Source organism: Sphingomonas faeni (genome assembly GCF_023195535.1).
GTDB lineage: Bacteria > Pseudomonadota > Alphaproteobacteria > Sphingomonadales > Sphingomonadaceae > Sphingomonas > Sphingomonas faeni_B.
On the sequence record NZ_JALPNF010000001.1, the window covers coordinates 317,236 to 331,714 of the forward strand.

Annotated in this window: 13 protein-coding genes and 1 other annotated feature; of the genes, 9 read left to right on the forward strand and 4 right to left on the reverse strand. The window is 64.3% G+C overall.

Annotated features, from left to right (window positions below; genetic code table 11):
- The first annotated feature begins 147 nt into the window (after nucleotides 1–147).
- Nucleotides 148–1,200, forward strand: a complete 1,053-nt coding sequence (gene pdhA / locus SPHN_RS01260; protein WP_432715036.1) for a pyruvate dehydrogenase (acetyl-transferring) E1 component subunit alpha — start codon at nucleotides 148–150, stop codon at nucleotides 1,198–1,200.
- Nucleotides 1,200–2,627, forward strand: coding sequence for a pyruvate dehydrogenase complex E1 component subunit beta (locus SPHN_RS01265; protein WP_248520671.1), 1,428 nt, complete (start codon nucleotides 1,200–1,202; stop codon nucleotides 2,625–2,627). Before pdhA ends, SPHN_RS01265 begins: the two co-directional genes overlap by 1 nt.
- 48 nt (nucleotides 2,628–2,675) lie before the next feature.
- Here SPHN_RS01265 and SPHN_RS01270 read toward each other — a convergent pair whose 3' ends face one another.
- From SPHN_RS01270 to SPHN_RS01280, 3 genes are read right to left on the reverse strand one after another with little or no spacing between them, the layout of a single operon-like run.
- Nucleotides 2,676–3,323 carry a TadE/TadG family type IV pilus assembly protein gene (locus tag SPHN_RS01270; protein ID WP_248520672.1) on the reverse strand — a complete coding sequence of 216 codons (648 nt, stop codon included), beginning with the start codon at nucleotides 3,321–3,323 and terminating at the stop codon, nucleotides 2,676–2,678.
- Entirely contained in the window at nucleotides 3,320–3,934 is a 615-nt protein-coding gene (locus tag SPHN_RS01275) for a TadE/TadG family type IV pilus assembly protein (RefSeq protein ID WP_248520673.1), read from the reverse strand. Before SPHN_RS01275 ends, SPHN_RS01270 begins: the two co-directional genes overlap by 4 nt.
- Complete coding sequence (locus SPHN_RS01280; protein WP_248520674.1) at nucleotides 3,931–5,730, reverse strand: TadE/TadG family type IV pilus assembly protein; 1,800 nt, start codon at nucleotides 5,728–5,730, stop codon at nucleotides 3,931–3,933. Before SPHN_RS01280 ends, SPHN_RS01275 begins: the two co-directional genes overlap by 4 nt.
- A gap of 105 nt (nucleotides 5,731–5,835) precedes the next feature.
- Between SPHN_RS01280 and SPHN_RS01285 the strand changes: the two genes are divergently transcribed.
- Together SPHN_RS01285 and SPHN_RS01290 are read left to right on the forward strand one after the other, a co-directional pair.
- Complete coding sequence (locus SPHN_RS01285) at nucleotides 5,836–6,528, forward strand: squalene/phytoene synthase family protein (protein ID WP_248520675.1); 693 nt, start codon at nucleotides 5,836–5,838, stop codon at nucleotides 6,526–6,528.
- Nucleotides 6,529–6,564: 36 nt separating this feature from the next.
- Nucleotides 6,565–7,065: an EF-hand domain-containing protein gene (locus SPHN_RS01290; protein ID WP_349238446.1), complete on the forward strand. Its 501-nt coding sequence runs from the start codon at nucleotides 6,565–6,567 to the stop codon at nucleotides 7,063–7,065.
- Here the strand turns inward: SPHN_RS01290 and trmFO are convergent.
- Nucleotides 7,001–8,383, reverse strand: coding sequence for a methylenetetrahydrofolate--tRNA-(uracil(54)-C(5))-methyltransferase (FADH(2)-oxidizing) TrmFO (trmFO, locus tag SPHN_RS01295; RefSeq protein WP_248521444.1), 1,383 nt, complete (start codon nucleotides 8,381–8,383; stop codon nucleotides 7,001–7,003). The genes SPHN_RS01290 and trmFO overlap by 65 nt on opposite strands.
- Before the next feature lie 121 nt (nucleotides 8,384–8,504).
- On the opposite strand from trmFO, the gene SPHN_RS01300 reads away from it, so the two are divergent.
- The 5 genes from SPHN_RS01300 (at nucleotide 8,505) to SPHN_RS01320 (ending at nucleotide 14,336) form a co-directional block, all read left to right on the forward strand.
- Entirely contained in the window at nucleotides 8,505–8,900 is a 396-nt protein-coding gene (locus SPHN_RS01300) for a DUF488 domain-containing protein (RefSeq protein WP_248520676.1), read from the forward strand.
- A 189-nt stretch (nucleotides 8,901–9,089) separates the two neighbouring features.
- Nucleotides 9,090–9,145, forward strand: a sequence feature (sul1 is cis-regulatory element that is thought to sense ions involved in sulfur or methionine metabolism; They are found in Alphaproteobacteria).
- Nucleotides 9,146–9,213: 68 nt separating this feature from the next.
- Nucleotides 9,214–10,692, forward strand: coding sequence for a SulP family inorganic anion transporter (locus tag SPHN_RS01305; RefSeq protein WP_248520677.1), 1,479 nt, complete (start codon nucleotides 9,214–9,216; stop codon nucleotides 10,690–10,692).
- Nucleotides 10,693–10,762: 70 nt separating this feature from the next.
- Entirely contained in the window at nucleotides 10,763–11,689 is a 927-nt protein-coding gene (gene cysD / locus SPHN_RS01310; protein WP_248520678.1) for a sulfate adenylyltransferase subunit CysD, read from the forward strand.
- Entirely contained in the window at nucleotides 11,689–13,602 is a 1,914-nt protein-coding gene (cysN, locus tag SPHN_RS01315) for a sulfate adenylyltransferase subunit CysN (RefSeq protein WP_248520679.1), read from the forward strand. The genes cysD and cysN overlap by 1 nt, the downstream gene beginning before the upstream one ends.
- On the forward strand, nucleotides 13,599–14,336 hold the full coding sequence (locus tag SPHN_RS01320; RefSeq protein WP_248520680.1) for a 3'(2'),5'-bisphosphate nucleotidase CysQ: 738 nt from the start codon (nucleotides 13,599–13,601) through the stop codon (nucleotides 14,334–14,336). The genes cysN and SPHN_RS01320 overlap by 4 nt, the downstream gene beginning before the upstream one ends.
- Nucleotides 14,337–14,479: the final 143 nt, after the last annotated feature.

Here is a 14,479-nt window from a genome sequence, read left to right on the forward strand (position 1 = left end):
GATGACTGAGGCATAGTGCAGCGCGGACCCTCCGCCCCCATCCCGCTCCCCCAAAACGAACATACCTTAGACGGGAATTGATGTTCCGCCCCGTCCGCGCCTATAGGCTCCCTCAACTCCCCTACGGAAAACGAGGTTTCCCACATCGTGGCCAAGACCCCCCCACCAGCGCGCGCAATCGCCGAACCGCCGATTACGAACCGCGAACGACCGGCAGAACCAAAGCCCTACGAGGCGTCGAAGGACGAACTGCTCGAAATGTATCGGCAGATGCTGCTGATCCGCCGTTTCGAGGAAAAAGCGGGCCAGCTCTATGGCTTGGGCCTGATCGGTGGCTTCTGCCATCTGTACATCGGCCAGGAAGCCGTCGCAGTGGGGCTCCAGTCCGCGCTCAACGGCGAGACCGATTCGGTGATCACCGGCTACCGCGATCACGGCCACATGCTCGCCTACGGGATCGACCCGAAGGTGATCATGGCCGAGCTGACCGGACGCAATTCGGGTATCTCGAAGGGCAAGGGCGGGTCGATGCACATGTTCTCGACCGAGCATAAATTCTACGGCGGCCACGGCATCGTCGGTGCGCAGGTGTCGCTCGGCACCGGCCTCGCGTTCAAGCATAAATACTCGAACGACGGCGGCATCTGCATGGCCTATTTCGGCGACGGCGCCGCAAACCAGGGCCAGGTGTACGAGAGCTTCAACATGGCCGAGCTGTGGAAGCTGCCGATCATCTTCGTGATCGAGAACAACCAGTACGCGATGGGCACGAGCGTCAACCGGGCTTCCGCCGAGGACCAGTTGTATCGCCGCGGCGAGAGCTTCCGCATTCCCGGCATCCAGGTCGACGGCATGGACGTGCTGGCCTGCCGCGGTGCCGCCGAGGAAGCGCTGGCGTGGGTCCGTGCGGGCAAGGGTCCGGTCATCCTCGAGATGAAGACCTATCGCTATCGTGGCCACTCGATGTCCGATCCGGCCAAGTACCGCACGCGTGACGAGGTCCAGGCGGTTCGCGACAAGTCGGATCCGATCGATCACATGAAGAAGCTGCTCGACGCGCAGGGCGTGACCGAGGCGGACCTCAAGTCCCTTGAACAGGAAATCAGGAAAATCGTGAACGAAGCCGCCGATTTCGCCGAGCAGACCCCGGAGCCGGATGCTGCCGAGCTCTACACCGACGTTCTGGTGGAGACGTACTGATGGCGATCGAGATCAAGATGCCCGCGCTCTCCCCGACGATGGAAGAGGGCACGCTGGCCAAGTGGCTCGTCAAGGAAGGCGACAGCGTCAAGTCGGGCGACATCCTCGCCGAGATCGAGACCGACAAGGCGACTATGGAGTTCGAGGCGATCGACGAAGGCACGATCGGTTCGATCGCCGTGCCTGAGGGCACCGACAACGTGAAGGTCGGCACCGTCATCGCGACGATCCTCGAAGAGGGCGAGAGCGCGAGCGACCAGAAGCCGGCCGAGGCACGCTCCGGCGATGCGGCCAACGCCGCGCCGAAGGAAACGCCGTCGGACGACAAGGCACCGCCGGTTCCCGAAGGTGCTTCGCCTGCGAAGGCCGAGAGCGGCACGCAGCAGCTCGTCGCCTCGGCGGAGAAGGTCGGCATCTCCGACCCCGCGATCCCCGAGGGCACCGAGATGGTCAAGACGACCGTCCGCGAGGCGCTTCGCGACGCGATGGCCGAGGAAATGCGCGAGGACGACCGCGTCTTCGTGATGGGCGAGGAAGTCGCGCAGTATCAGGGCGCGTACAAGGTCACACAGGGCCTGCTCGACGAGTTCGGCGACCGTCGCGTGATCGACACGCCGATCACCGAATACGGTTTTGCCGGTATCGGTGCGGGCGCGGCGATGGGCGGCTTGCGTCCGATCGTGGAGTTCATGACCTTCAACTTCGCGTTGCAGGCGATCGACCACATCATCAACTCGGCCGCCAAGACCAACTACATGTCGGGTGGCCAGATGCGCTGCCCGATCGTGTTCCGTGGTCCCAACGGCGCCGCGTCGCGCGTGGGTGCGCAGCATTCGCACAATTTCGCGGCGTGGTATGCGAGCGTCCCCGGCCTGATCGTGATCGCGCCGTATGATGCGGCGGATGCGAAGGGTCTGCTCAAGGCAGCGATCCGTACCGAGGATCCGGTCGTGTTCCTCGAGAACGAGCTGATGTACGGTCGCAGCTTCGACGTCCCCAAGCTCGACAACCACGTCCTGCCGATCGGCAAGGCGCGGATCGTCCGCGAGGGCAAGGACGTGACGATCGTCAGCTACTCGATCGGCGTCGGGATTTCGCTCGAAGCCGCCGAGAAGCTTGCCGAAGAAGGCATCGACGCGGAGGTCATCGACCTGCGCACGCTGCGCCCGCTCGACACCGAGACGGTCCTGAAGAGCCTCGCCAAGACCAACCGCATGATCATCGTCGAAGAGAATTGGGCGACCTGCTCGATCGCTTCGGAGATCGTGTCGGTGGTGATGGAGCACGGCTTCGACGACCTCGACGCGCCGGTGCTGCGCGTGACCAACGAGGACGTGCCGATGCCCTATGCGGCGAACCTCGAAAAGCTGATGCTGGTCGACGTTGCGAAGGTCGTGACGGCGGCGAAGAAGGTGACCTACAAGTAATTGGCAGTGGGCAGGGGACCAAGGCTGCCCTGCCCACTGCCATTCGGTTCAGCAGGTCGACGCGATCACCCCTGTCGGTTTGACGATGGTGGAAAGATCGCGCCGTTCGCGCACAGCCATCGAGGCGATCTCGGTAATCGTGGCCGATGGCACGAGCGACGCGCTTACCAGCGGTTTGTAGACGTAATAAACCTCGACGAACATCGTCGCACTATTGTCCTGCGCGCCGACCTGCCGAGTGGCGGGACCCACGCCCGCCAAATTGTTCGACGGCGCCGTACCGTATGTCGAGCCATGGGTTGTCTTCAGCCCGTAGCAGCGCTGCCACTTGATCTGGAATCTACCGGCATTGGCCGGATCCTGCTCGATATCCGACAGGATTACGCGCCCGTTCGTGCGCAAGTCGAGCGAGCCCGACTGAAGATTGGCGCCAACGAACAGGTCGTTGATATCGACCTCGCTGATCGTCTTGGCGGCCAGCGGCGAACCGATCCCCATCCGCGCGGCATTGTCGGCCAGCATCAGCGCGAGCTGGCTGACCTGCATCTTGGTCGTGATGAAATTGGTGATTTCCGCTCCCGTCAACGAGAGCGTGAGGAGCACCGGGAAGACGATCGCAAATTCGAGCAACGCCAGCCCCGATCGATCGTGGCGGAGCCGTCCTGCGCTGCGGATCAGTCGTCGGACCGTGATCATGGGCAATACCTGGTTGCAGTACCGGTCGTGACCTGCTGGTCCGAATACGGCTGGTTCTGCAGGATCGTGGTGGCGGACACCGTCCGAGTCGCCGTTCCACCCGCATATTTATACAGCGGCAGGATAGAGGGGTAGGTCGCGGTGACCGTATAGATCACGCGGTCCTTCGCGCCGCCCTGACCCGCGCCGCCGCCATCGGGGTCCCAGGCGCTGTTGTTGTTAGCATCGATATACGGCTCGCCGGCGTCGCAGGTCTTGTTATCGTTCGTATCGGTATAGGCCTCCGGAATCTTCGCGGCTGCTTGCGTATAGGTGGTGAACGAGCGCCGCGTGAACTTCACCGCCGCGCTGTTGTACAGCAGCCGGACCTGGCTCGTGACGTCGGCGTCGATGACGGCTTGCCGTGCCGTCGATCCGGCGTCTTCCAATGCCGAATCGCGTCCCGTCTTTTGGACGATGCCACGCAGTACCGACTGCATGTAGAGCGTATGCGCGATGTCGAACGCGCCGACGAGGAACAGCACGAGTACGGGCGCGACAAGGGCGAACTCGACGAGCGCCACCCCGCGTCGATCGCCGGCGAGCGATGTCGAGGCGCGACGCCACCTCACTTCGTAAGCCGCAATTGCGAGATCTGATTCGCTATGCTGCTGAATGCAGTCTGCAACGCGGCCGAGCTCGATGCCTTGAAATAATAGCTGCTTGAGGTCGCGCAGGTTTGCAGGCGGCTCTCCGTCGTGGAGTTCGATCCGTCGCCGAACGAGATAACCCATAGCGTGATGTTCTTGTTCTTCACGGCCGTGCACAGCGCAGCGAAGCGGGCGTTGATCTCATCGTTGTAACTGTCGGTGGTAGCGCCCGGGTTCGCCACGTTGCGCTTGTCGAACCATGGTACGCCGTAAGCGCCGTAGTCGTTGAGACGGGTCGCGGTGTCGCCATCGGTCATGAAGATCATATGTCGCTCGATATCGCCGCCCTGCTGAGTAGTCGCGTTCTCGGACTTGAAGATGCCGGTCGGCGACATGAGGCGCGCACCCCACAGGATACCGATGTCGTGATAGGTGTTGCCCTCCGGCGTCAACTTGTCGACATAATCGTCGAACACTGCAGGATCGCCCCAGGCCTGAAGCTTCCGGGCTGGACGTGGGCACGCGTAATAGGAGCCGTTGCCGTATTCGTCCGTGGTGGTAACCGAGTTCCGGTTCCACCCGCCGGTACTGTTCCCGTTGCTCTGCCGGGTGTAGATCACGTCGGGGAGGGCAGGAGCCCATAATGTCGAGGCGTCGCCGGGAACGGGCGCACTGTCTATATCGAGATCTTTCGCGCCAGCCGGTATCGGGGTAAAATTCGTCCCGGACACGGTCGCCCGTTCCTCAATGCATCCATCCCAGTCGATCGTCTTGGCGGTCCCGTTATTACCGATGGGCAACGTAAAGCTGGTGTTCCAGGTTGATCCGTTCTTCAGTCCGGAAATGTCATGGGTAATTTGGCCATAGCGCCAAGTTACCGTGTTGACCCTGTCCTGATAATAATACGTACAGCTCGTATAGATGAAGTATGCGGAGCCCTTAACGACCGAATATTGACGGGTGGCCGTTGATGCCGGAGCCGCAGGACAGTTGGTGCTACCGAGATAGAACTGCTGGTCGTATTGTATAGTGGGACCAAATCCGGAACTTGTCGAGTTAACGGTTCGAGATTGGTAAGGCCAAGAATTCGCGACGAAGTTGGTCGGAAGAAGATATCCGACGTTGACGTTGGTCGCGTAAGGCACGAATCCAAAGCGGATCTGTACCCCGGTGGTCCCTCCAGTTGGCTTGCTCGCCGCGCAGACTGCATCGGTAGGGAGCTTGGCAAGAATTTCGTAGAAGCACTTTACCGCGCTCCGCAGGCCTTGGATCTTGGTCTGTGGATCGGTGTTGACGGCCTTCTGCGCCATCGAACCGGTCGTATCGAGCACGAACATCACGTCGGTGTTGGGCAATCGCATCTCGGCGTCGCAGGTGACGGTCAGCGCCCTGCTGTCGAACCCCATCACCTTCATCAGTGTCATCGGCAGGACCGCACCGACCACGCCCGACACCTTGCCGCCGCTCTCGGAAAAGCTTTTGGTAAGGCCGGTGCTGCCATACGCGCCATCGGCGAAATTGGCGGTGAAGAACTGGTTCGCTGCGGCGTTACTGGTCGCGCCCCATGTGCCGCCACCCATTTGCTTGCGCCCCGCAAGCACGGCTGCATCGCACGCGTGCTGCATCCGCGTCTTGGTCAGCCAGAGCCGGCTCATGTCCATCGCACCGCCAACCATGCCGGTCAGTGGTATCAGCGCTGCCGCGGCGATCATCAGCGTATTGCCGCCGGTGTGCCCGAGGAAACGACACAGTAGAGGAAGCCACGCAAAACTGCGCATGCCGTTGCTCCTTTCCCGTTTCGCTTTATTGGACACTGCCGACCCCGCGGATGATGATGAGGCTGCATCCTTGGGGCCGCGACCGATAAAGGCAGTACAAGCAACATGGTTAAGGCGTCGGAAACCGAACACGTGATCGATCGTGGTCGAGGTCGGGCGCCCGAGCAAAGTCTTTCGCTGAGCTATGCCGATCCCGTCGCACGCCCGGCTCTCGAGGCCCTGTTCGCGCTCGACGATACGCTGGGTGCGATCCTGCGGACGACGCGGGAGCCGTTAGTTGGCCAGATGCGACTGACGTGGTGGTACGAGGCTTTGGGGCGGCTGGATGATGCGCCGGCGCCGGCCGAACCGGTGCTGACCGCGCTTCAGGCGTTCGTATTGCCGGCGGGTGTATCGGGCACGATGCTGGCGGCGATGACCGATGGGTGGGAAGCGTTGCTGGAGCCGGTGCTCGATGCCGCGGCGGTGAAACGGTTCGCGCGCGATCGGGGGCGGCGGTTGTTCGAACTCGCCGGCATGACCCTCTGGGTAAGCGACGCCCGGATCGGGCTGGCAGGCGAGGGCTGGGCGATGGCCGATCTGTCGCAGCGGCTGACCGACGCGCCGAGCCGTGCGTTGGCGCACGCGCGGGCAGTAGAAGCGCTCGACGCGGCATTGCGGGGTCGCTGGCCGGGCAGGGCACGAGCGCTCGGGGCGATGGCGCTGTCGGCGCGGTTCGACGTGTCGGATTTGCCAACGCCACCCGGCAGCCCGAAGCGGGTCGGGCGGTTGGCGTGGCACAGACTGACCGGATACTGACCAATCGGATGGGGATCGTCGCATCCGGGGCCTAGCGTGCAGGCTTGGGCAATGGGGGTGGCGGCGATGTGGCGGTATCTGGCAGGCGGGGCGGCGGTGATCGCGTTGATCGTCGCAGGGTTCATGCTGTTCAGCGGGAACGCGCGGCCAAGGCCGCTGCTTCCTGCACAACCGATGTCGCAAGCGGGCGGCCCGGCGGTCCCAACCGATCCGCTACCCGATGCCGCGCCCGAGGCGACCGCCAAGACGCGCGAGCAAAAGCGGTTCGATCGCTACGACAAGGACCGCGATGCAAAGATCACGCGCGAGGAATATCTCGTCCAGCGGCACAAGGCTTACGCGCGGCTGGACGTGGACGGCGACGGGAAGCTGTCGTTCGACGAATGGGCGGTGAAGGCGACGACCAAGTTCGCCGACGCGGATCGTGACAAATCGGGCACCATGACCGCGCCCGAATTTGCCACGACCGCGGTCAAGGGGAAGGGGTCAGCTCGGGTGAATTGTCCACCGGTTCAGGCTGTTGGGGAGGAGAGTTGAGCCACTCTGCGAGCGCCGCACGGCCCCGGTCGGTGTACATCTTCTTGCGGTCGGTCTTCTTGGTCCGGCCGGGGATCGGCGGGAACAACCCGAAGTTCACGTTCATCGGTTGATACGTCTCGGCCTCCGCGCCCCCGGTGATATGCCCGAGAAGTGCGCCGAGCGCGGTCGCGTACGGAGGCGGCGTCAACGTCTTGCCGGTGAGTTCGGCCGCCGCGAACAGCCCAGCGAGCATGCCGATCCCGCAGCTTTCGATATACCCCTCGCACCCGGTGATCTGGCCAGCGAAGCGGATGTTCGGGCGCGACTTCAGTCGCAGCGTCTCGTCGAGCAACTCTGGCGAGCGGATGAACGTGTTGCGGTGCAGCCCGCCGAGGCGCGCGAACTCCGCATTTTCCAGGCCGGGAATGGTGCGGAACAGCCGCACCTGGTCGGCGTGCTTCAGCTTGGTCTGGAAGCCGACGATGTTCCACAGCGTGCCTTGCGCGTTGTCCTGGCGGAGCTGGACGACGGCGTGCGGCCAGCGGCCGGTCTTGGGATTGTCGAGGCCCACCGGCTTCATCGGGCCATAGCGCAGCGTATCGACGCCGCGTTCGGCCATCACCTCGATCGGCATGCAGCCGTCGAAATAGGGCGTATCCTTCTCCCAGTCCTTGAACGGCGTCTTCTCGCCGTCGACCAACCCCTGGTGGAAGGCGAGATACTGGTCCTTGTCCATCGGGCAGTTGATGTAATCCTTGCCCCCCCCTTCAACATCGGCACCCTTGTCCCAGCGCGACGCGAACCACGCGGTATCCATGTCGATCGAATCGCGGTGGACGATCGGCGCGAGCGCGTCGAAGAACGCCAGCGCCTCGCGCCCGGTCTCTGCCCCGATCCCGGCGGCGAGCGAGGCGGCGGTGAGCGGACCGGTGGCGATGATCGTCGGGCCGGCGGGCAGGGCATCGACGCGTTCGCGGACCAGCGTGATGTTCGGATGCTGGTCGATCGCCTCCGTCACGCTGTTCGAGAAATTGTCGCGATCGACGGCGAGCGCTGAGCCTGCGGGAACGCGGTGGATATCGGCCTGCCGCATGATCAAGGAGCCGAGCGTGCGCAGCTCCTGGTGGAGCAGGCCGACCGCGTTGCTCTCCGCATCGTCCGAGCGGAAGCTGTTCGAGCAGACGAGTTCGGCAAGCCCGTCGGTCTGGTGCGCGGGCGTGCCTTCCCCGCTGCCGCGCATTTCGGAAAGGCGCACCTTGAGGCCGGCCTCGGCAAGCTGCCAGGCGGCTTCGGAACCGGCGAGGCCGCCGCCGATGACATGAATATCGTGGGTCATTCCGGTCAGATAGCGCGGGACAGCTGTCCTGTCAGCGGTTGTCGTGTCGGCGGTGCCATCCCACTTCGCCTTCATGACCCACCCCGCGAAGATCTTCACGATCGGCTACGAGGCCACGACGATGGCTGATTTCATCAGCGCGCTGAAGGCGGCGGGGGTGGAGCGGGTGATCGACGTCCGCGCACGCCCGTTGTCGCGGCGACCGGGCTTCTCGAAGACCTCGCTGGCCGCATCCTTGCGCGAGGTCGAGATCGATTACGTCCATCTGAAGGCGCTCGGCACGCCGAAGCGCGGACGCGATGCGGCGAAGAAGGGCGACGTGGCGACCTTGACCGCGGTGTATGACGAGCAACTCGAACTCCCCGAGGCTCAGGCACAAGCGGCGATAATGCTCGGGCTCGCCGCCGAGAAACCAAGCGCGCTACTCTGCTACGAGCGCGACCCATGTCATTGTCACCGGACGCTATTGTTGCAGGCGGTGGGCGAGGGGGCCGAGGTGGTGGATCTGTTTACGTAGAGCCGCTCCCCGCGGGTACGTCATCCTGACGAAAGTCAGGATCCAGAGTGACCGGGGGTACGGCACTTGGCTCTGGATCCTGACTTCCGTCAGGATGACGGCTGGGCTGATGACGGCAGGGCTAGTGTTAGCGGCCCAACTTCCCGATGTTGCATTGCAGCACTTCCTACGCTAACGCACCCCCACTCGCTTGGACCCGGTGCAATTCCGGGTGGCTATTCCGGCCGCCGATCCGCCGGACAACGCACCGACGCCTTTATCACGAACCGCCCGCGCAATCGCCGCGGTTCTCGCGTCCTATGCGGATACACACATGACATCACTCTCTCGTTACCGGGCCGAATGGTTCAGCGGCCCCACGGCCGCGCGCCGTGACGTTCTCGCCGGCATGGTCGGCACCTTCGCGCTGATCCCCGAGGTCATCGCCTTCTCGTTCGTCGCCGGCATCGATCCCGAAGTCGGCCTGTTCGCCTCGTTCGTGATCGGCATCGTCATCGCATTCGCCGGCGGGCGCCCGGCGATGATCTCGGGCGCGGCAGGCTCCGTCGCGCTTGTCGCCGCCGCGCTCGTCCACGCATACGGCCTGCAATATCTGCTCGTCGCGACGATCCTCGCGGGCGTGCTCCAGATCGCATTCGGCCTCGCCAAGCTCGACATCCTGATGCGGTTCGTCTCGAAATCGGTCCATGCCGGCTTCGTCAACGCGCTCGCGATCCTGATCTTCTCGGCGCAGGTGCCGCAGATGGTCGGCGTCAGCTGGCAGGCCTATGCGATGATCGCCGGCGGCCTCGCAATCATCTACCTAGTCCCGCGGATCTCCAGCGCGATCCCGTCGCCGCTGATCTGCATCGTAGTCCTCACCGCGATCGCGATGTGGTTCCCGATGCCGCTGAAGACCGTCGGCGATCTGGGCCGACTGCCGGATTCGCTCCCCTCGTTTGGGCTGCCCGACGTGCCCCTGACCTGGGACACGCTGCGGATCGTCGCCCCCTATGCATTCGCAATGGCCGCGGTCGGCCTTCTCGAATCGATGATGACCGCCAGCGTCGTCGACGAACTCACTGAGACCACGAGTTCGAAGGCGCGCGAATGCACCGGGCTCGGCCTCGCCAATATCGCGGCGGGCGCATTTGGCGGCATCGCCGGGTGCGGGATGATCGGCCAGACCGTCGGCAACGTCCGCTATGGCGGCACCGGGCGGCTCTCGACGCTGGTCGCTGGCGTGTTCCTGTTGATCGTCATGGTCCCGCTGCGGCCATGGGTCGCGCAGGTGCCGGTCGCGGCGCTGGTCGCGATCATGATCATGGTGTCGATCAGCACCTTCTCCTGGGGCTCGCTCCGCGATCTCGCGCGCCACCCCAAGATGTCGAGCGTGGTGATGGTCGCGACCGTCTTCGTCACCGTCGCGACGCACGACCTGTCGCTCGGCGTCGGGGTCGGCGTCCTGCTCAGCGGCGTGTTCTTCGCGTGGAAGGTCACGCGACTGATGGACGTCGCGATCGATCACGACGTGGCAAGCGACACGCGGATCTACCGGGTAAGCGGACAGATCTTCTTCGCCAGCGCCGACATTTTCGCCGATCGCTTCGACCTCCGCGAGACGGCGCGGGCCGTCCGCATCGATTTGACCAACGCGCATCTGTGGGACGTCACGGCAGTGGCCGCGCTCGAAGATGTGGTCGGCAAACTGCGCCGCCACGGCCGCGAGGTCGAGGTCATCGGCCTCAACACGGCGAGCGCAACGCTGGTCGATCGCCACGCCCCGCTGATGATGGATCCGATCCGGGGCTAGTGCTCGATCTTTGGGGCGGGCGAGAAATACGATGCTGTACGCGCCGCGCCGACGCCCTACTTCGAGGGGGATGACGAAACTTCCAGATACCGGCCCCGTGTCGCTCACGCATCTCCAGCGGCTCGAGGCGGAGAGCATCCATATCTTGCGCGAGGTGGTCGCCGAGTGCGAGCGCCCGGTGATGCTGTACAGCGTCGGCAAGGATTCCGCGGTGATGCTGCATCTCGCGCGGAAGGCCTTTTATCCATCGCCACCGCCATTCCCGCTGCTGCACGTCGATACGACGTGGAAGTTCAAGGCGATGTACGATCTGCGCGACCGGATGGCGGCGGAGAGTGGCATGGAGCTGCTCGTCTACAAGAACCCCGAGGCCGAGGCGCGCGGGATCAACCCGTTCGATCATGGCGCGTTGCACACCGATATGTGGAAGACCGAGGGGCTCAAGCAGGCGCTCGATCTGCACGGGTTCGATGCGGCGTTCGGCGGCGCGCGCCGCGACGAGGAGAAGAGCCGCGCGAAGGAGCGCGTCTTCTCGTTCCGCGCGGCGCATCATCGCTGGGACCCGAAGCAGCAGCGCCCCGAACTGTGGAACCTCTACAATGCGCGGAAGGCGAAGGGCGAGAGCATCCGCATATTCCCGATCTCCAACTGGACCGAACTCGATGTCTGGCAATATATCCAGCTCGAGGACATCCCGATCGTCCCGCTGTATTTTGCCGCGCCGCGCCCGACCGTCGAGCGCGACGGGATGCTGCTGATGGTCGACGACGATCGCTTCCGCCTGGAGCCGGGCGAGGTGCCGGTCCAGCGCTCGATCCGCTTCCGCACGCTCGGCTGTTACCCGCTGACGGGCGCTGTCGAGAGTGAGGCGGACAACCTGTCCGCAGTGATCCAGGAGATGCTGCTGACGACTACCAGCGAACGGCAGGGCCGCGCGATCGACCGCGATGCGGGCTCGGCGAGCATGGAGAAGAAGAAGCAGGAGGGCTATTTCTGATGGCAACGCGCGTGCAAGAGTCGGCCTATCAGGTGCAGGACATCATCGCCGAGGACATCGACGCCTATCTGCTCCAGCACCAGCATAAGAGCCTGCTTCGCTTCATCACCTGCGGGTCGGTGGACGACGGAAAGTCGACGCTTATCGGGCGCTTGCTCTACGATTCTAAGATGATCTTCGAAGATCAGCTCGCCGCGTTGGAGAGCGATTCCAAGAAGGTCGGCACGCAAGGGCAGGAGATCGACTTCGCCTTGTTGGTCGACGGGCTTGCCGCCGAGCGCGAGCAAGGCATCACGATCGACGTCGCCTATCGCTATTTCTCGACCGAGAAGCGCAAGTTCATCGTCGCCGATACGCCGGGGCACGAGCAATATACGCGCAACATGATCACCGGCGCGTCGACCGCCGATCTCGCGGTAATCCTGGTCGATGCGCGCAAGGGCATCCTGACGCAGACCAAGCGGCATAGCTATCTGGCGCACCTGATCGGCATCCGGCACCTCGTGCTGGCGGTGAACAAGATGGACCTGGTCGGCTACGACCAGGCGACCTACGACCGGATCGTCGCGGATTATGCGACGTTCGCGGAGTCGATCGGGATCGCCGGCTTCACGCCGATGCCGATCTCCGGCTTCAAGGGCGACAACATCACCGCCCCGAGCGTGAACACGCCCTGGTACGAGGGGCCGACGCTGATCGATCACCTCGACACGGTGACGCTCGACGTCAGCGAAGATCAGGCGGGCGCGTTCCGGATGCCTGTGCAGTGGGTGAACCGCCCCAATCTCGACTTCCGGGGCTTCTCGGGGCTGGTCGCGAGCGGATCGATCGCGCCGGGCGACGTTGTGCGCATCCTGCCGGGCGGACGCACCTCGACGATCGCGCGCGTGGTTACTTTTGGCGGTGATTTGCCGCGTGCGGTTGCCGGGCAATCGGTCACGCTGACGCTCGCGGACGAGATCGATTGCTCGCGCGGCGACGTGATCGTGGCCGCGGGGTCGCCGCCCGAGGCGGCCGATCAGTTCGAGGCGACCGTCGTCTGGATGGCGGACGAGGAGATGCTGCCGGGACGGCCCTACTGGCTGAAGCTCGCCACGCAGACCGTGACCGCGACGGTCCAGCAGCCGAAATACCAGATCAATGTCAACACGATGGAGCGGCTTGCTGCCAAGACGCTCGAACTCAATGCGATCGGTGTGGCGAACCTCTCTACCGACCGGCCGCTGGTGTTCGAGCCCTATGCCGACAATCGCCAGCTCGGCGGGTTTATTCTCGTTGACAAGATGACCAATGCGACGGTCGCGGCGGGGATGCTGCACTTCTCGCTACGGCGCGCGCAGAACGTGCATTGGCAGGCGACCGATATCGGGCGTGAGGCGCACGCGGCGCTGAAGAACCAGAAGGCGGCGGTGCTATGGTTCACCGGGCTGTCGGGCGCGGGCAAGTCGACGATCGCCAATCTGGTCGAGATGAAGCTTGCTCGGATGAACCGGCATACGTTCCTGCTCGACGGCGACAATGTCCGCCACGGGCTAAACCGCGATCTCGGCTTCACCGATGCGGACCGGGTCGAGAATATCCGGCGAGTCGGCGAGGTCGCCAAGCTGATGACCGATGCCGGGCTGATCGTGATCACCGCGTTCATCTCGCCGTTCCGCGCCGAGCGTGAGATGGTGCGGCAGATGATGGCGCCGGGCGAGTTCATCGAGGTACACATCGACACGCCGCTCGCGGACGCCGAACGGCGCGACGTGAAGGGGCTGTATGCGAAGGCGCGGGCGGGCAAGCTCGCCAACTTCACCGGGATAGATTCGCCATACGAACCGCCGGCCAACCCGGAGATCCGGATCGATACGACCGGCATGACCCCCGACGAGGCGGCGGATGCGATCGTCGCGATGCTGATCCCATGAGCGGCGCGATGACCGACGGCGAACTCGCCGCGCATCTGGCGGAAACGGCGGGGCGGTTGCTGCTCGAAGTGCGGCGGTCGGGCGTGTTCTCGCCGGGCGCACTCGGCAAGGCAGGCGACGAGACCGCGAACGCGTTCCTCGTCCATGCGCTTCAGGACGCGCGGCCGGACGACGGGCTGTTGTCCGAGGAGCGCAAATGCGACGGAACGCGCAATGCGATGTCGCGCGTGTGGATCGTCGATCCGGTCGACGGCACGCGCGAATATGGCGAAGCGCGCGACGACTGGGCGGTGCATGTCGCGCTCGCGATCGATGGCGTAGCGACGGTCGGTGCGGTCGCGCTGCCGGGACTGGGCTTGGTCCTGCGCTCGGACCGGCCCGTACCGGTGCCGCCACCGGGCTATCCGCTACGGATGGTCGTCAGCCGGACGCGACCCGCGCCCGAGGCGGTAAAGGTCGCGGAGGTGCTCGGCGCGACGCTGATCCCGATGGGCTCGGCGGGCGCAAAGGCGATGGCGGTGGTCCGCGGCGAGGCGGACATCTACCTGCACTCGGGCGGGCAGTATGAATGGGATTCCGCCGCGCCGGTCGCGGTCGCGGCGGCGTTCGGGCTGCATTGCAGCCGGATCGACGGCTCGCCGTTGGTGTATAATTGTCGGGATGTCTACATGCCCGACCTGCTGATCTGCCCTGTCGCGTTGCGCGGTCGGGTGATGGCAGCGATGAAAGCGTAACTGAACCTAAATCCTCCCCCGCAAGGGGGAGGTGGCGCGAAGCGACGGAGGGGGAGGGAAGGGAAACCGCTGTTGCGTGTCCTCCCCCTCCGTCAGGCTGCGCCTGCCACCTCCCTCTGGCGGGGGAGGATCGTAAGGACGTC